The 20,033-nt window shown below is 75.7% G+C and carries 19 protein-coding genes; 9 read left to right on the top strand and 10 right to left on the bottom strand.

Annotated elements, in window-relative coordinates; all coding sequences use genetic code 11:
• Positions 1-4 precede the first annotated feature (4 nt).
• On the bottom strand, positions 5-1,255 hold the full coding sequence (locus EDD32_RS05255) for an IS110 family RNA-guided transposase (protein ID WP_123915458.1): 1,251 nt from the start codon (positions 1,253-1,255) through the stop codon (positions 5-7).
• Positions 1,256-1,550: 295 nt separating this feature from the next.
• Here EDD32_RS05255 and EDD32_RS05250 point away from each other — a divergent pair, with 295 nt between their 5' ends.
• Positions 1,551-1,736, top strand: a complete 186-nt coding sequence (locus EDD32_RS05250; RefSeq protein ID WP_211338730.1) for a hypothetical protein — start codon at positions 1,551-1,553, stop codon at positions 1,734-1,736.
• 7 nt (positions 1,737-1,743) lie between these two features.
• On the opposite strand, the gene hemL is transcribed toward EDD32_RS05250, so the two are convergent.
• The 6 genes from hemL to hemE form a co-directional block, all read right to left on the bottom strand.
• Positions 1,744-3,102 (bottom strand): glutamate-1-semialdehyde 2,1-aminomutase, encoded by a 1,359-nt coding sequence (gene hemL, locus EDD32_RS05245; RefSeq protein ID WP_123915455.1) that lies wholly within the window; start codon positions 3,100-3,102, stop codon positions 1,744-1,746.
• Between the two features lie 46 nt (positions 3,103-3,148).
• The gene (gene hemB, locus EDD32_RS05240) at positions 3,149-4,180 is read right to left on the bottom strand and encodes a porphobilinogen synthase (protein WP_123915452.1); all 1,032 of its coding nucleotides are present in this window, start codon (positions 4,178-4,180) and stop codon (positions 3,149-3,151) included.
• Positions 4,177-5,010 (bottom strand): uroporphyrinogen-III synthase, encoded by an 834-nt coding sequence (locus EDD32_RS05235; RefSeq protein WP_170175221.1) that lies wholly within the window; start codon positions 5,008-5,010, stop codon positions 4,177-4,179. The genes hemB and EDD32_RS05235 overlap by 4 nt, the downstream gene beginning before the upstream one ends.
• Positions 5,011-5,020: 10 nt before the next feature.
• Positions 5,021-5,983, bottom strand: a complete 963-nt coding sequence (gene hemC, locus EDD32_RS05230) for a hydroxymethylbilane synthase (RefSeq protein ID WP_123915446.1) — start codon at positions 5,981-5,983, stop codon at positions 5,021-5,023.
• Positions 5,984-6,139: 156 nt separating this feature from the next.
• Complete coding sequence (locus EDD32_RS05225) at positions 6,140-7,627, bottom strand: protoporphyrinogen/coproporphyrinogen oxidase (RefSeq protein WP_246005984.1); 1,488 nt, start codon at positions 7,625-7,627, stop codon at positions 6,140-6,142.
• A complete protein-coding gene (hemE, locus tag EDD32_RS05220) occupies positions 7,624-8,640 on the bottom strand; it encodes a uroporphyrinogen decarboxylase (protein ID WP_123920190.1) in 1,017 nt (338 codons plus the stop codon). Before hemE ends, EDD32_RS05225 begins: the two co-directional genes overlap by 4 nt.
• A gap of 95 nt (positions 8,641-8,735) precedes the next feature.
• Here hemE and EDD32_RS05215 point away from each other — a divergent pair, with 95 nt between their 5' ends.
• From EDD32_RS05215 to hemQ, 3 genes are all read left to right on the top strand, one after another.
• Complete coding sequence (locus tag EDD32_RS05215; protein WP_123915443.1) at positions 8,736-10,235, top strand: glutamyl-tRNA reductase; 1,500 nt, start codon at positions 8,736-8,738, stop codon at positions 10,233-10,235.
• Between the two features lie 11 nt (positions 10,236-10,246).
• On the top strand, positions 10,247-11,428 hold the full coding sequence (locus EDD32_RS05210; protein ID WP_246005983.1) for a ferrochelatase: 1,182 nt from the start codon (positions 10,247-10,249) through the stop codon (positions 11,426-11,428).
• A 64-nt stretch (positions 11,429-11,492) separates the two neighbouring features.
• Entirely contained in the window at positions 11,493-12,215 is a 723-nt protein-coding gene (gene hemQ / locus EDD32_RS05205) for a hydrogen peroxide-dependent heme synthase (RefSeq protein WP_123915437.1), read from the top strand.
• 33 nt (positions 12,216-12,248) lie between these two features.
• On the opposite strand, the gene EDD32_RS05200 is transcribed toward hemQ, so the two are convergent.
• On the bottom strand, positions 12,249-13,076 hold the full coding sequence (locus EDD32_RS05200) for a fructosamine kinase family protein (RefSeq protein ID WP_123915434.1): 828 nt from the start codon (positions 13,074-13,076) through the stop codon (positions 12,249-12,251).
• A 172-nt stretch (positions 13,077-13,248) separates the two neighbouring features.
• Here EDD32_RS05200 and EDD32_RS05195 point away from each other — a divergent pair, with 172 nt between their 5' ends.
• A complete protein-coding gene (locus EDD32_RS05195; protein WP_123915431.1) occupies positions 13,249-13,497 on the top strand; it encodes a hypothetical protein in 249 nt (82 codons plus the stop codon).
• The gene (locus tag EDD32_RS05190; RefSeq protein WP_123915428.1) at positions 13,498-15,057 is read left to right on the top strand and encodes a hypothetical protein; all 1,560 of its coding nucleotides are present in this window, start codon (positions 13,498-13,500) and stop codon (positions 15,055-15,057) included. It begins immediately after the preceding gene.
• Between the two features lie 4 nt (positions 15,058-15,061).
• On the opposite strand, the gene EDD32_RS05185 is transcribed toward EDD32_RS05190, so the two are convergent.
• Positions 15,062-15,442 (bottom strand): phage holin family protein, encoded by a 381-nt coding sequence (locus tag EDD32_RS05185; RefSeq protein WP_123915425.1) that lies wholly within the window; start codon positions 15,440-15,442, stop codon positions 15,062-15,064.
• A gap of 63 nt (positions 15,443-15,505) precedes the next feature.
• Here EDD32_RS05185 and hisC point away from each other — a divergent pair, with 63 nt between their 5' ends.
• On the top strand, positions 15,506-16,612 hold the full coding sequence (hisC, locus tag EDD32_RS05180; RefSeq protein ID WP_123915422.1) for a histidinol-phosphate transaminase: 1,107 nt from the start codon (positions 15,506-15,508) through the stop codon (positions 16,610-16,612).
• A 36-nt stretch (positions 16,613-16,648) separates the two neighbouring features.
• On the opposite strand, the gene EDD32_RS05175 is transcribed toward hisC, so the two are convergent.
• Positions 16,649-17,464: a YwiC-like family protein gene (locus tag EDD32_RS05175; protein WP_281274909.1), complete on the bottom strand. Its 816-nt coding sequence runs from the start codon at positions 17,462-17,464 to the stop codon at positions 16,649-16,651.
• Between the two features lie 429 nt (positions 17,465-17,893).
• Here EDD32_RS05175 and pdhA point away from each other — a divergent pair, with 429 nt between their 5' ends.
• Positions 17,894-19,033 carry a pyruvate dehydrogenase (acetyl-transferring) E1 component subunit alpha gene (gene pdhA, locus EDD32_RS05170; protein WP_123915416.1) on the top strand — a complete coding sequence of 380 codons (1,140 nt, stop codon included), beginning with the start codon at positions 17,894-17,896 and terminating at the stop codon, positions 19,031-19,033.
• The gene (locus EDD32_RS05165) at positions 19,030-20,028 is read left to right on the top strand and encodes an alpha-ketoacid dehydrogenase subunit beta (protein ID WP_123915413.1); all 999 of its coding nucleotides are present in this window, start codon (positions 19,030-19,032) and stop codon (positions 20,026-20,028) included. Before pdhA ends, EDD32_RS05165 begins: the two co-directional genes overlap by 4 nt.
• The last annotated feature ends 5 nt before the right edge of the window (positions 20,029-20,033 follow it).

The following is a 20,033-nucleotide window of genomic DNA, read 5'->3' as shown; positions in this document are numbered from 1 at the left end:
AGATTTACCCGGCCATAGGCAGGTGGGCGGGTGAGAGGGTGACGTCGTAGCCCATCTGTCGGAGTTGGTCGAGGGCGCGGTTCTTGGCCTTGTCGGGGTTGAGTCGGACGAAGTAGTCGCCTCCGGGCTCGTGGTAGGGGTTGTCGTTGGTGAGCATGTACCAGATTGCGACGAGCATCGCGTGCTCAAGTGCGACCTGGGCCTTGATCGGGCCTCGTCGTGTGGCGATGCGCCGGTACTTCGCCGCGAGGTAGGTGCTCTTGGACTTCGCGGCGGCCATGGCCGCGATGCCGAGGGCCCCCTTGAGGTAGGGATTGCCCGGGCGTGTCTTGGTGGACTTGACGTGCCCGGCGGATTCGTTCGATCCCGGGCACGTCCCGGCCCAGGAGGCCAGGTGTCCCGCAGTGGGAAAGATGGCCATGTCGGCTCCGGTCTCGGCGATGATGACGTCGGCGACCAACACGCTGATGCCCGGGATCGTGATGATCAGGTCCCTGACGTGGCGAAAGGGCTCGATCATCCTCTCGATCCGGGTGGTGAGCAGGTCGACGGCCTCGGTGTGGTGATCGATCAGGTCCAGATGCATCTGGGCAAGGAAGGCGTGGTGATCGTTGAAGCGTCCGGTCAACGCCTCGGTGAGCTGGGGGATCTTGACCCGCATGCGCCGCTTTGCGAGGTCAGCCAGCACGGCCGGATCCCGTTCACCGGCGATGAGCGCATCGAGCATCGCCCGCCCGGAGACCCCGGTGATGTCCGAGGCGACGGCGGAGAGCTTGATCCCGGCGTCCTCCAAGAGCTTTTCCAAGCGCTGGATCTCGCGGCTGCGTTCGCGGGTCAGCGCCGTGCGAGTGCGGGTCAGGTCCCGCAGTTCCCGTACCGGCGGCGGCGGCACGAACGATCCACGCACCAGGCCGTGAGCGCCCAGTTGCGCCAACCAGGCCGCGTCGGAGACGTCACTCTTGCGGCCCGGCATGTTCTTGGCGTGCCGGGCGTTGACGAGCAGCACTTCGAACGGGCCGTCCTCGAGGAGGTAGTAGAACGGCTTCCAGTAATCGCTCGTGGCCTCCATGACCACGCACGTGACAGCCTCGGTGATCAGATGCTCACGCAGGGCGAGTATCGAGTTCGTGGTCGCTCCCCACGTCGTGACGGTCGACTTCGCCCCCGCTCGGCCGCCTCCAGCGATCCGGACCGCGACCTTGGCGTCCCTCTTCGATACGTCGAGCCCGGCGCACCGCCGGTGCAGGACTTCCATCCCGACCACTTCCCCTCATCCGCCTTGGTGGAGTAACGGTGCGTTCGTCCCGGGAAGGGCTGGGAGTGTTTCGAAGTCTGACGCTCGTGCTCAAAGGCAACATTCCACGGTTCCCGTGGAGGCCCTCCGCCACCATGCTGACCTACAGGCTCAACGGCACCACAGAGGGCGCGGGGTCTACCGGGACGAACACCACCAGTGTCCCTGTCGGCACCCCCACGCCGCCAGCATCGCGCCAACCGCCACCGGAGCACCATCTTCGCGAGCCCCGGCGAGACTCCACGGAGTCTCTAAGTTGCTGACCTGGGACGAGGTGCCCGACTGCGACCCGGGGGACTTCACGGTCGCGACGATGCCCGCCCGCTACGCCGAGCGCGGCGACCTCCACGCGGGCATCGACGACGCCGTCTTCGACCTCGCCCCGCTCCTGGCGTGGGCCGAGCGTGACGAGGCCGACGGCGCGGAGCCGCCGCCGGACTGACCGCGGCTCAGGCCGGCGTGGCGGCGGCCGCGGCCCGTGCGGCACCGGGCAGCGCCGCGAGGATGCGGCCGATCGCGTCGTCGTCGTGCGCGGCGGAGAGGAACCACGCCTCGTACACGCTCGGCGGCAGGGCCACCCCGGCGTCGAGCATGGCGTGGAAGAACGGCGGGTACCGGAACGTGTCCTGAGCCTTCGCCTGCGCGTAGGTCTGCACCCCGTCGATCGCCGCGTCCTCGCCGAACATCACCGAGAAGAGGTTGCCCGCCCGCTGGAGCCGGTGCGCGACGCCCGCCTCGGTCAGGGCGGCGCTCGCCGCCTCGCCCACCACCCGGGCGGCCTCGTCGACGTGGGCGTAGACCGCGTCGTCGGCCAGGCGCAGGGTGGCCAGGCCGGCGGCTGTCGCGAGCGGGTTCCCCGAGAGGGTGCCCGCCTGGTAGACCGGGCCGACCGGGGCGAGGAGGTCCATGAGGTGCGCCCGCCCGCCCAGCGCGGCCAGCGGCATCCCGCCGCCGACGACCTTGCCGAAGGTGAACAGGTCCGGCACCCAGCCCTCCCCGCCGAGGAGCGTCGCTCCCAGACCGCCGTCGGCCGGGACGCCGTCGAGGCCCCACCAGCCCGACGGGCCCACCCGGAAGCCGGTGAGGACCTCGTCGAGGACCATGAGGGATCCGTGGTCGGCGGTGATGCGGCGCAGCTCGGCGTTGAACCCGGGCGCGGGCGGCACGACGCCCATGTTCGCCGGGGCCGCCTCGGTGATGACCGCGGCGATCTCGCTGCCGCGCTCGGCGAAGGCGGCCTCCAGGGCCTCGACGTCGTTGTAGGGCAGGACGAGGGTCTCGGCGGCGCTGGCCGCGGTGACCCCGGCGGAGCCCGGCAGAGCGAACGTCGCGACGCCGGAGCCCGCCTCGGCGAGGAGGGCGTCGACGTGCCCGTGGTAGCAGCCCGCGAACTTCACGACCAGGTCGCGGCCCGTGGCCCCGCGGGCGAGGCGGACCGCCGTCATCGTCGCCTCGGTGCCGGTGGAGACGAACCGCACCTTGGCCGCGGCGGGCACCCGGCCGCGCACCGCCTCCGCGAGCTCGACCTCGGCGAGCGTGGGGGCGCCGAAGGACAGGCCGCGGCCGGCGGCCGCGGTCACGGCGGCCACGACCTCGGGGTGGGCGTGGCCCAGGAGGGCCGGGCCCCACGACATGACGAGGTCGACGTACTCGCGTCCCTCGGTGTCGGTGACGTACGGGCCCCGCGCCGAGGCGAGGAAGCGGGGGTCGCCCCCGACGGAGCCGTACGCGCGCACGGGCGAGTCCACGCCGCCGGGGATGACGGCGCGGGCCCGCTCGAAGAGCTCGTGGGTGGGGTCGGCGGTCATGGTCGTGCTCCTCGGGACGGGGGCGTGGTGCGGATGTGCTCGGGGCTCACCGTAGCCAGCGGGCCAGCTCGGTGGCCCAGTAGGTCAGCACGACGTCGGCGCCCGCGCGGCGGATGGACAGCACGGTCTCCTCGATGGTGCGCCGGCGGTCGAGCCAGCCCTGGGCCGCGGCGGCCTCGACCATCGCGTACTCCCCGGAGACCTGGTAGGCGGCCACCGGCACCTCCGAGAGCGCCGCGACCTCGGCGAGGACGTCGAGGTAGGCCAGGGCGGGCTTGACCATGACGACGTCGGCGCCCTCGGCGAGGTCGAGCGTGGCCTCGCGCAGACCCTCGCGCCGGTTGGCCACGTCCATCTGGTAGGTCTTGCGGTCACCGCGGAGCTGGGAGTCGACGGCCTCGCGGAACGGGCCGTAGAAGGCCGAGGCGTACTTGGCCGAGTAAGCCAGGATCGCGGTGTCGGTGTACCCGGCGCCCTCGAGCACCTCCCGGACGGCGCCGACCTGGCCGTCCATCATCCCGCTGAGCCCGAGCACGTGGGCGCCGGTCGCGGCCTGCGCGAGCGCCATCTCCTGGTAGCGCACGAGCGTCGCGTCGTTGTCCACCCGGCCCGCGGCGTCGAGCACCCCGCAGTGCCCGTGGTCGGTGAACTCGTCGAGGCACAGGTCGGACATCACGACGACGGCGTCGCCGACCTCCGCCACGAGCGCCCGCAGACCGGCGTTGAGGACGCCGTCCTCGTCGGTCGCGCAGGTGCCCGTGGCGTCGCGGGTGGCGGGGACGCCGAAGAGCATGACCCCGCCCACGCCGGCCTCGGCCGCCTCGACCGCGGCCCGCCGCAGCGTGTCCGTCGTGTGCTGGACGACACCGGGCATGGACCCGATGGGCACCGGCTCGGTGGCCGCCTCGCGGACGAACATCGGCAGGACCAGGTCGGCGGGGGCGACCCGGGTCTCGGCGACGAGGCGACGCAGGGCGGGGGTCGCGCGCAGCCGCCGCGGCCGGTCGACCGGACGGTAGGCCGGCTCGGTCGCCGGTGCGGCGGTGCGGGGGCGGGCGGGTTCCTCGCGGGTGGTCACCGGGGCTCCTCCTGGTTCGGGGCGGTCGACGTGGTCGACGTGGGCGGCGTGGGCGGCGTGGGCGAGGTGGTCGGGTGCAGGGCGGCGGCGACGGCGCCGACGAGCCCGGCCGGGCTCTGGGCCGAGGCGACGGCGGCGACCGTGAGGCCGGCGGCGGCGGCCGCGGCGGCCGTGCTCGCGCCGATCGCGCAGAGCAGCGTCCGTGCCGGCGGGCGGCCGTACAGGCTCACGAGCGCCCGGGCGACCGACCCCGAGGTGAGCAGGACGGCGTCGACCTGCTCGGCGGTGAGGGCGGCGGCGACGGCCGGGTCCGGCCCGGGCGCGGGGACGGTGGTGTACGCGACGACGTCGCTGACGCGCCAGCCGCGCGCCCGCAGGCCCTGCGCCAGGGTGGGCGCGGCGAGAGCGGACCGGGGGAGCAGCACGGAGCCGCCGTCCGGCTCCGGCCACGCGGCGAGGAGCGCCTCGGCGCTCGCGGTCTGCCCCGGGACGAGGTCGGCCCGGACCCCTACCGCCGCAAGCGCGTCCGCGGTGGCCGGCCCGACGGCGGCGACGCGGGCACCGGCGGTGAGCTCCGCCGGGGTGGCCCCCAGCGCGCGGGCCCGCTCGGCGATCACGTCGACGGTCACCGCCGAGGTGACCGCGAGCCAGGTGTGGGCGCCGGCCTGCAGGGCACGCAGGGCGTCGTCGAGGGCGGTCGACGGCGCCGGGACGGTACGGACGAGGAGCGCGGGGAGCGGCCGGCCGCCCGCCTCCCGCACCGCGACGACGAAGGGGTCGTCGGCGGCCGGGCGGGGCACGAGGACGACCGCGCCGGCGAGGTCGCTCACCAGCGGTGCCTCACGGCCGGCCCGACGAGGCGTCGCTGCGCGGCAGCAGACCCGCGAGCTCGACGGCCCCGGCGGCGAGCAGCTCGTGGGCGAGGGCGGCGCCGAGCTCGCGCGCGGCCTCGAGGCCCTGCTCGTCTGCCGGCACGGGTGCGGCGCCGGACCGGATGAGCCCGTCACCACCGAACACGCCGGCGGTCAGCAGCAGGCGGCCCGCGTCGTCGACACGGGCGTGGGCGGCCACGGGGGCGGTGCAGCCGGCCTCGAGGACGCGCAGCACCTCCCGCTCGGCCACGACCGCCAGGCGGGTGGCGGGGTCCTCGAGCCCGCGCAGGGCCGCGGCGAGCGGCGCGGCGTGCTCCTCGGCCCGGCACTCGACCGCCAGCGCCCCCTGGCCCGGGGCGGGGAGCATGACGTCGGTGGGCAGCAGGTCGGTGACGTGGGCCAGGAGCCCCAGGCGGCTCAGCCCCGCCGCGGCCAGGACGACGGCGTCGAGGTCGCCCGGTGCCACGCGGGCCAGCCGGGTGGGCACGTTGCCGCGGATGTCGACGACGGCGAGGTCCGGACGGGCCAGGCGTAGCTGGGCGGCCCGGCGGGGGGACCCGGTGCCGACCCGGGCACCGCCGGGCAGGGTCGCCAGCGTCCAGCCCTCGCGGGCGCACAGGGCGTCGCGGGGGTCCTCCCGCACGGGGACCGCAGCGATCTCGAGCCCGGGCAGGGGGGCGGAGGGCAGGTCCTTGAGGGAGTGGACGGCGACGTCGATGTCGCCGGCGAGGAGCGCCTCGCGCAGGGCCGCGGCGAACACGCCGGTGCCACCGAGGGTGGTCAGCGACGCGGTGGAGCGGTCACCCTCGGTGCGGATGCGCACGAGCCGCACGTCCAGACCGGAGCTCGCGGCGAGCGCCTCCGCGACCGTCGTGGACTGGGTGAGGGCGAGGTCGCTGCCTCGGGTGCCGAGGCGCAGGGTCGAGCTCACCGCCCCAGTGTCACCAGGGCCGGGGGAATTGTCGAGGCGGTTTTCTGGCACGGTGTCACCTCGTTTTCTGACGGATTGTCACGACGCATTGACGTGCGGTCCGCGTCACATTTCTCCGTGTCGTCCAGGACGTTCCTGGAAATGTCATTCCGTGGGTCATTCCGCGGCCCCGCCGGACGCTCGTGCATCGCCGACGCCGACGCCGTCGCCGGCCCCGGCCCCGGCGGTCTCCATCGGGTCGGTCGCGACCGACCGCGCCAGGGACTGCGCCTGCGCGACGACGGCCGCCAGGCCGGTGCCGGCGACCCACGCCCCGGCGAGGTGGAGGCCCGGCCGCTCGGCGACCCTGGCGCGGACCGTGGTGACGTAGGCCCGGTGGGCCGGTGTGGCGGACGCCAGGACCCCGGTCCGTCGCACGACCCGGTGGTCGAGGACCCGGCCCAGGGGCACGCCGAGCAGCGTGGTGGCGTCGGCCAGCGCCGCCGCGGCACCGACGTCGTCGGTGCGCTCGCCGTGCCGGCCGTAGGAGACCCGCAGGACGTGGACGCCCGGGGCGGTGACCTCACGCAGCCACGGCCACTTCGCGCTCACGTGGGTGAGCGCCTTCGCGCGCACCCCCGTCGCACCTGGGGGGACGAGCAGGCCGGAGCCCCGGGGGGCGGCGTCGAGCGCCGGCGCCTCGACGACGAGGGTGACGTGGGTGATGGTCGACCCGCCCGCCGCGGGCGCGTCGGGCAGCGTCAGGACACCGGCGAGGAGCTCCCGTGCCGGACCCTCGGGGAGGGCGAGGACCACGTGGGCCGCGGTGGCGCGGGACCGGCCGCCGGCCTCGTCGACGTCGACCGTCCACCCGCCGTCGACCGCGTGCAGACCCGTGACGGTGGCGCCGGTGCGGACCTCACCGCCGCCGGCCCGGACCGCCGCGGCGAGGGCGCGGGGCAGGCGGAACAGCCCTCCGGCGGTGCTCGCCGCGGCCGCGCCGGGGGTGGCGTCGACGAGCGCCGCCACGGCGCCGGCGAGGGTGCCGTGCTCGGTCAGGGCGGCCCGCAGCCCGGGCATGACGGAGTCGACGGCGAGGTCTGCGGGGTCGGCCGAGTGGATGCCGCCCGCCACCGGGGTGACGAGCCGGTCGAGGACCACCTGCCCCATCCGGGTGCGCACGAGGGTCGCCACGTCGGCGGCGTCGGCGCCCACGTGGGCGGGTAGGCCGGCGTCGGCCGCGGCCGCGGCCGCCGCCGCCTCGGGGCCGAGCGCGGCGACGACGTCGGCCGCGCCGAGGTCCGCGGGCACGCCGAGCAGGGTCCGCACCGGGATGCGGAAGGCCCGCTGGGGCGTCCACACCCAGGAACCGGCGCCGGGCTCGACGACCTCCAGCCCGAGCGACCGGACGAGGTCGCCGACCTCGGGCCGGCGGGTGGCGAAGGCCTCGGCGCCGAGGTCGAGCTCGTACCCGCCGACGACGCCGGAACCGACGAGACCACCGACCGCGGACGACGCCTCGAGCACCACCGGGCGGAGCCCCTCGGCGAGAAACGCGTGCGCGGCGCTCAGCCCGGCCATCCCGCCGCCGACGACGACGACGTCCGCGCGGGCGTCCCCGCGGACGTGCGGGCCGGCCGCGGCGGCGCGGACGGCCCGCCTCACAGCGAGTGGACCAGGGCGACGAGGCGGGTCAGGACGTCGGGGTCGGTGCCCGGCGGCACGCCGTGGCCGAGGTTGACCACGTGGGCGGGCGCCGAGCGGCCGCGTTCGACGACGTCGCGCACGTGCGCCTCGAGGACGTCCCACGGGGCGTCGAGGAGCGCCGGGTCGATATTGCCCTGCAGCACCGTGGTGCCGCCGAGGCGGCGGTTCGCCTCGTCCAGCGGGATGCGGTAGTCGACCCCGACGACGTCCGCGCCGGCGTCACGCATGGCCCCCAGCAGCTCGCCGGTGCCGGTGCCGAAGTGCACGACCGGCACGCCGAGGGAGCGGACCTGGGCCAGGGTGCGGGCGCTGAAGGGCGCGGCGTGGGAGGCGTAGTCGTCCAGGGACAGGGCGCCCGCCCAGGAGTCGAACAGCTGGGCGGCGCGGGCGCCGGCGCGGACCTGGGTGCGCACGAAGTCGGCGCTGATGTCCGCCGCCCACCGCATGAGGCGCCGCCAGGACTCGGGGTCGGCGTGCATGAGGGTGCGGGCCGCGAGGTGGTCGCGCGAGGGCCGTCCCTCGACGAGGTAGGCCGCCAGGGTGAAGGGGGCGCCCGCGAAGCCGATGAGCGGGGTCTCGTCGAGCTCGGCGACGACGATCCGGACAGCCTCGGCCACGGCGGAGGCGTCCCCGGGCTGGTGGTCGACGAGCCGGTCGACGTCGGCCGCCGAGCGGACGGGCTCGGCCACGACCGGCCCCACCCCGGGCTGGATGGTGACGTCCACGCCGGCCAGGTGCAGCGGCACCATGATGTCGGAGAAGAAGATCGCGGCGTCCACGCCGTGACGGCGCACCGGCTGCAGCGTGATCTCGGCCGCGAGGTCCGGGCGCAGGCAGGACTCGATCATCCCCACGCCCTCGCGCAGGGCGCGGTACTCGGGCAGGGAGCGGCCGGCCTGGCGCATGAACCACACCGGCAGGCGCTCCGGGCGTCGTCCGGAATAGGCCTCGAGCAGGGCGGGGGCCGTCATTTCCTGGGCAGGGGCCGTGGTCGTCGAATCCGTCACCGGGCCATTGTGCCCGCCCCCCGAGGAAATGGTTCACTAGGGGGGACGTGGTACTCCTGATGCTCTCGGCGAATCACCACGACCTGAACCTCACCGACGTCGAGCGGTTGAGCACGGGTGCCCACGAGGTCGGCCCCCAGGTCGTGGCGTCCTCCCCTGCCGTGGCCGGTGCCGTGGTCCTGGCCACGTGCAACCGGCTCGAGGTCTACGTCGAGGCCGAGAGCCCCGAGGAGGCCGCGCGGGCCGCCCAGGAGGCGGTGGCGCGCAGCTCGGGCACCGACCTGGCCGAGGTCGCCCGGCTCATGCGGGCCGAGACCGACGACGCCGCGGTCCGGCACCTCTTCGAGGTCGCCGCCGGGCTGGACTCGATGGTGGTGGGGGAGCGGGAGATCACCGGCCAGGTCCGCCGGGCCCTGAGCGCCGCCCGCGAGGCGGGCACGACCTCGCCGCTGCTGGAGAAGACGCTCCAGCGCGCCACCCGCACCTCCCGCCAGGTGGCGGTCGCCACGGACCTGGCCCGGGCGGGGCTCTCGGTCGTCTCGGTCGCGCTCGACCTCGCGGCCGCCCGTGCCGGCGCGCTCGCGTGCGAGCGTGAGCACGCGGCCGCCGCCGACCCCCACGACCCCGCCGTCCCGCGTGCCTCCCTGGCCGGGCGCCGCACCCTGCTCGTCGGCACCGGCTCCTACGCCGGGGCCTCCCTCGCCGCGCTGCGCGAGCGCGGCGTCACCGATGTCGCGGTGTGGTCGGCCTCCGGGCGGGCGCGGGACTTCGCCGCCGGACACGGCGTCGTCGTCGCGGAGGAGGACCTCGCCGCCGCGCTGGCCGGCGTCGACCTCGTCGTCACCGTGCGCGGCACGGGCACCCCGGTCCTGCGGGTGGACCTCGTCGCCGCCGCGGTCGCCGCCCGCCGGCCGGAGGACGGGCCGCTCGTCGTCGTCGACCTGGCCCTGCACCGCGACGTCGAGGAGGAGGTCGGCGACCTCGACGGCGTCCTCCTCGTCGACCTGCCGACCGTGCGTGAGCACGCCCCGGCCGCGACCGCCGCCGAGATCGCCCGCGCCCGCCAGATCGTCGACGACGCCGTGCGGGAGCTCCTCGAGGACCACGCCGGCCGGCGCATGGACCAGGCCGTGGTGGCCCTGCGCGAGTCGGTGGCCGACGCCGTCGCCGCCGAGATCGAGCGCCTGCCCGCCGACGGTGCCATCCCCGCGGACAAGGCCGCCCAGGCCCTGCGCCGCCTCGCCGCGCGCCTGCTCCACGAGCCGACGGTCCGGGCGCGCACCGCCGGGCGTCAGGGTCGCGGCGAGGAGTACCTGCTCGCTCTCGAGCAGGTCCTCGGCCTGAGCCTGCCCGGGGTGGCGGGTGCGGTGCACCCGGTCGCCGACGCCCCCGGACACCCGCACGAGCCCGGTCACGTCGCCGGTCACGTCCCCGAGCCGGGGCACGTGGCCGGTCCCGCCCGAGAACCCGGTCACGCCGTCGGCCCTGCCCGTGAGCCCGACCTCCGGTCGGAGCGCGCCACCCACCTCCCCGTGCCGGCGCAGCCGGCTGACGCATGAGAGCGAGCGACATGCCCTCCCTGTCCCCCTACGACGCCGTGCTGCTGCTCTCCTTCGGGGGACCGGAGAAGCCCGAGGACGTCGTGCCGTTCCTGCGCAACGTCACGGCCGGCCGCGGCATCCCCGACGAGCGCCTCGCCGAGGTGGGCGAGCACTACTACCACTTCGGCGGTCGCAGCCCCATCAACGACCAGAACAAGGCGCTCCTCGCAGCGCTGCGGGAGGACCTCGCCGGTCGCGGCGTGGACACCCCGGTGGTCTGGGGCAACCGCAACTGGGACCCGTTCCTCACCGACGCCCTGCGGGAGCTGCACGACTCCGGCGCGCGCCGGGTGCTCACCCTGGTCACCAGCGCCTACGGGTCGTACTCGGGCTGCCGGCAGTACCGGGAGAACATCGCGGCCTCGCTCGCCGCGCTCGCGGCGGAGGGGCGCGAGCTCGAGGTGGACAAGGTTCGCGCCTACTTCAACCACCCGGGCTTCGTCGCCGCGAACGTCGAGGCGGTGACCGCCGCGTACGAGCGCCTCGACGCTGCCGCCGGTGACGGCGACAGCGCCGCCGACGCCGACGGGGGGCGCCGGCCCCGGCCGGCCGCACCGCTGGTCTTCGTGACCCACTCCATCCCCACCCCCATGGAGGTGGGCTCCGGCGTGGAGACGGCCGCGAGCTACTCCGCCCAGCACCTCGACGTCGCGGGTCTGGTCGCCCAGCAGGTGGGCGAGCGGCTGGGCCGCCCGGTGCCCTGGGAGCTGGCGTACTGCTCCCGCTCCGGCACCCCCGTGACCCCGTGGCTCGAGCCGGACGTCAGCCGCACCCTCACCGCCCTGCACGCCGACGGCGCAGCGGCGGCGGTCGTGGCCCCCATCGGCTTCATCTCCGACCACATGGAGGTCATCTACGACCTCGACGTCGAGGCGCGGGAGACCGCCGACGAGCTGGGGCTGCGCATGGAGCGCGCCGCCACGGTGGGCACGGCGCCGGAGTTCGTCGCCGGCCTGGTCGACCTCCTGCTCGAGCGTGCGGCCACCGTGCGGGGCGACGTCCCCGAGCGGGCCGCCGTCGGCGCGCTCGGACCGTGGCGCGACGTCTGCAGGCCGGGCTGCTGCCGCCTCCGGGCCGGCGTCGACAGCGGCGTCCCCGCCGCCTGCCAGGCGCCGGACGACGCGCCCGCCGTCACCCGCGCCGCCGTCTGAGGCGACCCGAGCACCGCCGTCCGGCACACCACCACCAGCCCGACCCTCCCGAGGAGCCCGACCCATGAGCCAGCCCAGCCCCGCACGGATCGGCGAGGGTGCCGACGTCGAGAGCATCAACGCCGGCATCGACTACACGATGTGGTCGGTCTTCGCCACGGCCGAGCCCCTGCCCGACGACGCCGCCGAGCGGGCGGCGATCGTCGCCGACGCCGAGGCTGCGGTCGCCGCCGCCGGCGTCGTGCTGCGGGGCTTCTACGACGTCGCGGGGCTCCGGGCGGATGCCGACCTCATGGTGTGGTGGCACGCCCCGACCGTCGAGGCCGTGCAGGACGCCTACCACCGGCTCCTCGCCTCCGCCCTCGGCGCGCACCTCGCGCCGGTGTGGTCGGTCGTGGGGCTGCACCGGCCGGCCGAGTTCAACAAGCGGCACGTCCCGGCGTACCTGGCCGGTGAGGACCCCGGCGCGTACCTGTGCGTGTACCCGTTCGTGCGGTCCTACGAGTGGTACCTGCTGCCGGAGGAGGAGCGGCGCGACATGCTCCGCGAGCACGGCATGGCCGCCCGCGACTACCCGGACGTGCGCGCCAACACCGTCTCCGCCTTCGCGCTGGGCGACTACGAGTGGATCCTCGCGTTCGAGGCGGCGGAGCTGCACCGGATCGTCGACCTCATGCGCGACCTGCGGCCCGTCGGTGCCCGCCGGCACGTGCGTGAGGAGATCCCGTTCTACACCGGGCCCCGCGTCGCGCTCGGCGACTGGGCGGAGCGCCAGCCCCGAGCCTGAGCGACGTCCCCGGCGAGCCGACCGCCCGGCGCCTCACAGGTACAGGGCGGCCACCGCGACGGCCCGGCACCCGTACCCGCCGCCGAAGAGGGCGGCGTGCACGAGCAGGATGTGCAGCTGGTGCAGCCCCACCCGCTCGGGCCGGCCGGGCGCGAACGGCGAGACCTCGTCGTAGGCCGCGACGATCCGCTCCAGGTGCGGCGCCCCGAAGACCGCGAGCTGGGCGAGGTCGGACTCGGCGTGGCCGCCGTGGGCGGCGGGGTCGATGAGCGTGCAGCGCACCCGACCCGCCACCGCCCACAGCACGTTCCCGCCCCAGAGGTCCCCGTGGAGGCGCGCCGCCGGCCCGGCGACGAGCGCGGGCTGCGGGTGGTCGAGCACGCCCTCGGTCAGTCGCTCGGCCAGGGCGTGGAGCGCACGGTCGCCGTCGCGGTCCACCGACCCGTTCGCGACCGCGGCGGGCAGGTACGGCAGGACCCGGTCGGCGGCGTAGAAATCCCCCCAGGAGCCGGATGCGCCACCGGACGGCGCCCACCCGGCGCCGGGACGCGGCGGCGCGGCGTCCCGGAGCGGCAGGGACGCGCGCCCCATGAACCCGTCCCCGGACCACCCCGCCGGGTGGCAGCCCAGGTGCGGGGCACCGGCCGCGTGGGTGCGGGCCAGGGCCCGGCCGAACGCCTCGGCGTCGGCGGCGCCGGGCGCGCCCTCGGTGAGCCGCCGGGTCCCGAGCCGCCCGGGGCTCTCGTCGACGATCGTGACGACGTCCGCGCCGCCCGGGGCCTCGGCGCGCCAGCGGAGCCCGGCGGCCTCGAAGCGGGTGGCTCCCGCCTGCCCGGAGTCGTGCTTGAGGAAGGTGTCCACCGCCGGATCCTCCCGCACGGGTGTCCGTTCCCGCACAGGGGGCGGGCCGGCCGCGGTCGTCAACAGGCCGGAAGGGCCGCGGACCGGTGCGGCGGCCCGCCCGGCCTAGCGTGCGGCGGAGGGTCGGGTGCGTGGTGCGGCGGGAGTGGGGCGCACGAGACGAGGAGGGACGATGGCGCTGATGTGCGACCCCGGCTCGGGGCTGCGTACCGACATCCTGGTGGCCCGGGACGCGCTCGACGCGGCGATCGAGCTGCTCCGGGCCGCTGGTCCCGCCACGTGGACGGGCCCGGGTGCGGCGGCCTACGCCGATGCGGTGACCGGACTGGTGCTGGAGGCGCTGTCGCTCGGGCACGTGCTCGACGCCGCCGAGCGTGCGGCGGGCGCCGCGGACGCGGACCTCGCGGCGCGGTGGTCCTAGGTGGGGGTGCTCGCCCGCGACGGCGACACCACGCCGGCGTGGACCCCGCACCCGTGGCGCACGCGGGTCATGGTCACCGGCGGGGGGCGGGTGGCCGTGGACACCGACGAGCTCGCCGCGCGAGCGGCACTCCTGCGCGCCGCGGCGGGCGAGATCGACCGGTCCCGGGCGCACGCCGCGGCCGCCGCCGGGCAGGTGATGCGTTACCACGCCGCCGCGGTCCTCCCGGCCATCGAGGCCGGCCGTCACCTCGAGGACGTCCTCGGCGTCGGCCGGTCGCTCCCGGCGCTGGCCGGGGCGGTGCGCGGGCTGGCCGACGACCTCGACCTCCAGCGGGTCTGGTACGCCGAGGCCGAGCGGGAGGTCTCGACGCTCCTCGCACCGCCCTGGTGGCGGGTCCTCGGCGCGGTCGCGCCACCCGGGCTCGTGCCGTGGCAGGCCGGCGCCGTCGTGGTCGGTGCCGACGCCCTGCGCCTGGTCGGTCATGCGGGCTCGGCGGCCGCGGCCCTGGCGGGCCCGCTCCCCGGCGCCGTCGTGGCGCAGCGCCACACGGCGGCGTTCGCGCGGTACGCCCAGTACCTCGACGACGACGTCACCCGCGGCCAGGTGCTGGTGGACGGCGAGCCGGTGGCCGTCGCGGGCCTGACCCCGGTCCAGCGGACCGCGCTCGCCGCCTACGGCCCCCTCTCCGCGGTCGGCCTGGTCGCCCAGGGAGGACGGCGCCTGTCCGGCCTCGCCGTCTCGCCCGCCCCCGTCGTCCCCATGCGCGGTGCCGCCGGCGCCGCGACGGCACCCCGCGGTCCACGGGATCGTGTCGGGCCACCGGGAACGCTCGGTGCGCTCGCGCACCTGACCACCCTCGCCCGCCCGGTGCAGCTGCCCCGCACGCCCGCGGACCTGCTCGGCAGGCTCGCCGCCCTCGAGCGTGACGTCCGCCGCCGTGGCACCGGCGCCGTCGAGGTCCTGCGGACCACGACACCCGGTGGGCGCCGGCACTGGACGGTCATCATCCCCGGTACGCAGGCTCCCCTCGCCGGCGGGGCGAACCCCATGGACAACGCCACGAACCTCCTCGCGCTCGCCGGGCGGCGCACCGACGTCGAGCGGGCCGTCGTCACCGCCCTCGATGCCTCGGGTGTCGCGCCTGGGGAGCCCGTCAGCCTCGTCGGGCACAGCCAGGGCGGGCTCGTGGCCGCCCGACTCGCCGCGGACCCGCTCGTCACGGCCCGGTTCACCGTCGACTCCGTGCTCACGGCGGGGAGCCCGCTCGGGCCGGTCCAGGTGCACGCGGCGGTCTCGACGCTCAGCCTCGAGGACGTCCGCGACGTCACCGTCGGCCTCGACGGCCAGCCCAACGCCCACCTCACGGTCGCCGTCGACGGCGGGGCGGACGAGCCCCACGACCGCGACGGCTACGCGCGTTCGGCCGAGCGGCTCGCCGAGGTCGACGACCCTGCGGTCCGGCGCTGGCTGGAGCAGGACGCGGCCGCCCGTGCGGCGACGGTGCCGGGCGCACGGACGGAGTCGATGGTGTTCGAGGCCTGGCGGACCGAGCGGTGAGACCTCAGCGGTGGTCCCCGGGGATGAGGGCGTGCAGGATCCAGGCGGCGACCGCGATGACGACGCCGCCCAGGAGCGCGGGGACGAAGCCGTCGACGACGAGCCCGAAGTCGGTGAACCCGGTGATCCACCCGGTGAGCATGAGCATGAGGGCGTTGACGACCACGAAGAACAGGCCGAGCGTGAGGATGTAGAAGGGCAGCGACAGCAGGGCGACGACCGGCCGGACGATCATGTTCACCAGCGTGAACACCAGCGCGACGACGGCGACGGTCAGCACCTGCTCACCGGTCGTGGACGCGGCGGGCAGGTCGATCCCGTCGATGATGAACGTCGTCAACCAGATCGCGAGGCCGTTGACCACGAGGCGCACGAGGAAGGTCATGGCACCGATCCTGCCACCGGACGCGCGCCGCCGGGGCGCCCCACGGTGGTGCATCCTTGAGCCATGGCGTCCTCGCGTCCGGGCCTGCGGCCGGACATCGAATCCCTGCCTGCGTACGTCCCCGGGGCCCGGCCCGCGGCCGGGCGTCAGGTGTTCAAGCTGTCGAGCAACGAGATCCCCTTCCCGCCGCTGCCGTCCGTCGTGGCGGCCCTGGACACCGCGGCCGCCGAGGTCAACCGCTACCCGGACATGTACGCCACCGAGCTCACCGAGGCCCTCGGCGCCGTGCACGGCGTCGGTGCCGAGCGTGTGACGGTGGGCAACGGCTCGGTGGCCGTCCTGGCGCACGTGCTCACGGCGGTGTGCGCCCCGGGGGACGAGGTGGTCTTCGCGTGGCGCTCCTTCGAGGCCTACCCCATCGCCGTCCAGGTCGCCGGTGCCCGGCCCGTCGCCGTGCCCCTCGACGTCGAGGGGCGCCACGACCTGCCGGCGATGGCGGCCGCCGTCACCGAGCGGACCCGGGCGCTCATTCTCTGCAGCCCGAACAACCCCACCGGACCGGCCCTGACCGCCGCCGAGGTGGAGGAGCTCCTCGAGGTCGTCCCGCCCTCGGTCCTCGTGGTCCTGGACGAGGCCTACATCGAGTTCGTCCGCACGCCCGACCCGACGGACGGACCCGCGCTGCTCGCCCGGCACCGCAACCTCGTGGTGCTGCGGACCTTCTCCAAGGCTTACGGCCTCGCCGGGTTGAGGGTCGGGTATGCCCTCGCCCGGCGCCGCCTGACCCGCGGCTTCCGGGCGGCCTCGACCCCGTTCGGCGTGAACGTCATGGGCATGGCGGCGGCCCTGGCGGGCCTGGGCGCCGCGGACGAGGTCCGCGAGCGCGTCGAGCACGTCGTCCTCGAGCGGGAGCGGGTCCTGGCGGGGCTGTCCGAGCAGGGCTGGCACGTGCCCGACGCGCAGGGCAACTTCGTCTGGCTGCCGCTCGGCCGGCAGGCCGGCGCGTTCGCCGACGTCGCCCGGCAGCAGGGCGTGCTCGTGCGGGCGTTCGCGGGCGACGGCGTGCGGGTCTCCGTCGGCGAGCCGGAGGGCAACGACCTCTTCCTCCGCGTGGCGGGGCACTGGCTCGCCGACCTCGGTGCCGACGCCGCGGTCCCGGCGACGCGCTGAGCTGCTCGGCCCGGCGTCGTCAGCCCCGCACCGTCGTCAGCCCAGCAGCAGCGTCAGCGTCACCAGCACGGACAGGACCACCTCGCCCAGCCCGAGGGCCATGGGCCGCACGGGACGACCACGCCGCGCCGCCAGGACCGGCACGGCGACCGTCCGGGCGGCGAGCGCGACCCATACCCCGGCGTGCGCCGCAGTGAGCGTGCCGGCCGCGGCGAGCGCCGCCGTCCCGGCCGCGCCCAGCAGGTGGAAGCCGACGGAGGCGAGGAGGTAGGCCCGGTTCCCGCGCTCGCGGATGTTGGTCTTGACGTAGAGGATCGTCCCGAGGAAGTACGCGGTGAGCAGCGCCGTGACGAGCCAGGCCCACGCCCAGCCGGTGAGGGAGCCGTCGGGGGACGCGCCCGGCAGCGCCGTGGTCGCGCCCGCCGCGAGCCACCCGGTGCTCCACAGGCCGCCGTGACCGGAGGTCCCGGCGTCGTAGGCCACCGCGGCCGTCAGCCCGGCCGCCAAGACCGTGACGGCGCCGTTGAGCAGGGAGCGGTCCCGCCGGTGCGCCGACGACCACAGGGTCACCGCGACGAGCGGCGCGAAGGGCAGCGCCCACCACGCGAGGTGGGGCGCGAGGACCAGCAGGGCCAGCCCCAGCGCCGCCGTCGCCGTCCCGTACACGCGCACCGGCGGCAGGTAGCGCGGCCGGCGCCGCGAGCGCAGCCACAGCCCCGTGGCGTAGAAGGCGAGGTACCCGGTCCACCAGGTCGCCACCAGGGGGAGGTGCACCCAGGCGGGGCCGGCCAGGGCGATACCGGCCCCGACGGGCAGGACGATCATGGCCCAGGCCCCGTGCTGGTCCGGCACCCAGCCGGGTGGGCGACGCCGCCTGCCGGCCGGTCGTGGCCGTCCGGGGGTGGTCGGCTCGTGGTCGGCGGACCGGGTGGCGGGACGGGCAGTGGGCACGCGCCACGTCTACCAGCCGCGCCGGTGCCGTCCCCCGGGACCGAGGTCCCGGCCGGGCCGTAGGCTCTCGCGTGCCCCAGCCGCACCGCACTGTGGAACTCGCATGCGTCTTGGGGGTCGCGACCAGGCTGGGCCGCCGATCGTTGGAGGTTTCCTCAAAGACGAGGTTACGGTTGCGTAGCCTACGCTTGCGTAGGTCCGTCCGGGGCCCGTCACCATGCGGTACCGGACCGCCGCCGCGTCCGGCCCGCCACCCCTGGGGCGGGCGCGGCGGACCGACCCGGTGTACCGTGCGGCGCACCGTGCGCCGTCGCTCGAGGAGGGTTTCGTTTGACCGAGCCGCTCACCGCCCTTGCCGGGTCCCACGAGGCCGAACCCGGCACCGTCCAGCTCCTCGACCCCCGTGGCCGGCGCGTGGAGGAACCCACGTACTCGCCGCTCGTCGCGGACCTCGACGCCGAGGCCCTGCGGACCATGTACCGCGACATGGTCGTCACCCGCACGTTCGACAACACCGCCACCGCGCTGCAGCGTCAGGGTGAGCTGGGGCTGTGGCCCCCCTCCCTGGGCCAGGAGGGGGCGCAGGTCGGCTCCGCCCACGCCCTCTCCGCGCGCGACTTCGTCTTCCCGGCCTACCGTGAGCACGGGGTCGCCCGGGTGCGGGGGCTCGACCTCGGCGAGCTCCTCCCGGTCTTCCGCGGCGTGCGGCACGGCGGCTGGGACCCCGCGGCGCACAACTTCAACATCTACACGTTCGTCATCGGGGCGCACACGCTGCACGCCGTCGGCTACGCCCTGGGCATCCAGCGCGACGGTGACGTCGGCACCGGTGACCCCGCCCGGGACCGGGCAGCGGTGGTCTACTTCGGCGACGGCGCGACCTCCCAGGGCGACACGAACGAGGCGCTCGTCTTCGCGGCCTCGAACAACGCTCCCGTGGTCTTCTTCCTCCAGAACAACCACTGGGCGATCTCCGTCCCGACGACCACCCAGAGCCGCGTCCCGCTCGTCCAGCGCGGGTCCGGGTTCGGGATCCCCTCGGTGCGCGTCGACGGCAACGACGTGCTCGCCTGCTACGCCGTGACCCGGGCCGCCCTCGAGCGGGCCCACTCCGGCTCCGGCCCCACCTTCATCGAGGCGGTCACCTACCGGATGGGTGCCCACACCACCTCCGACGACCCCACGCGCTACCGCGACCGGGCCGAGGAGGACCTGTGGCGTGAGCGCGACCCCATCGCCCGCATGCGCGCCCACCTGCGCGAGGAGGGTCTGGCCGACGACGCCTTCCTGGCCGACGTCGAGGACGAGGCCCACGCCGTCGCCGACGCCGCACGCTCCTACTGCCGGGGACTCGAGGCAGCGCCCACGGGCGCGATGTTCGACCACGTCTACACCGCCGACCACCCCCTGGTCGCCGCCGAGCGCGCCGAGGCCGAGGCCTTCGAGGCCGCCTTCGAGGAGACCCGATGAGCACGACGGTCCTGGCGAAGGCCGTCAACGCCGGCCTGCGCCGCGCCCTGGAGCGCGACGACAAGGTCCTCCTCATGGGTGAGGACATCGGCCCGCTCGGCGGGGTCTTCCGCGTCACCGACGGCCTACAGAAGGACTTCGGCCCCGACCGGGTCGTCGACACGCCCCTGGCCGAGTCGGGGATCATCGGCACCGCCATCGGGCTCGCCATGGCCGGGTACCGGCCGGTCTGCGAGATCCAGTTCGACGGCTTCATCTTCCCCGCCTACGACCAGATCACCACCCAGCTGGCCAAGCTCACGTACCGCTCGTGCGGGGACCTGTCCATGCCCGTGGTCATCCGCGTGCCCTACGGCGGCGGGATCGGCGCGGTCGAGCACCACAGCGAGTCGCCCGAGGCGCTCTTCGCGCACACCGCCGGCCTGCGGATCGTCAGCCCCGCCACCGCCGCGGACGGCTACACGATGATCCAGCAGGCCATCGCCTCGCCGGACCCCGTGCTCTTCCTCGAGCCCAAGGCCCGCTACTGGGAGAAGGGCGAGGCGGACCTCGACGCCGAGGTCGACCTCGGCGCCGACGCCCTGACGACCGGTCTGCACTCCGCCCGGACCGTGCGGCCGGGGCGCGACCTCACCCTCGTCGGGTACGGCCCTGCCGTGCGCACGATGCTCACCGCCGCCGAGGTGGCCGCGCAGGAGGGCCACGAGCTCGAGGTCATCGACCTACGCTCGATCTCGCCGATCGACTTCGGCGCGGTCGAGGCCTCGGTCGCCCGGACCGGCCGGCTCGTGGTCGTTCACGAGGCCCCGGTGTTCTTCGGCCCCGGCGCCGAGATCGCCGCCCGGGTCGCCGAGCGGTGCTTCTACTCCCTCGAGGCCCCCGTGCTCCGGGTGGGCGGCTACCACACCCCCTACCCGGCGAGCGCGAACGAGGAGGCCTACCTCCCCGGTCTGGACCGCGTCCTCGACGCCGTGGACCGGGCCCTCGCCTACTGAAGGAG

Source organism: Georgenia muralis (assembly GCF_003814705.1).
In the GTDB taxonomy this organism is placed as follows: Bacteria; Actinomycetota; Actinomycetes; order Actinomycetales; family Actinomycetaceae; genus Georgenia; species Georgenia muralis.
This window is presented reverse-complemented; position numbering and strand designations above follow the sequence as displayed.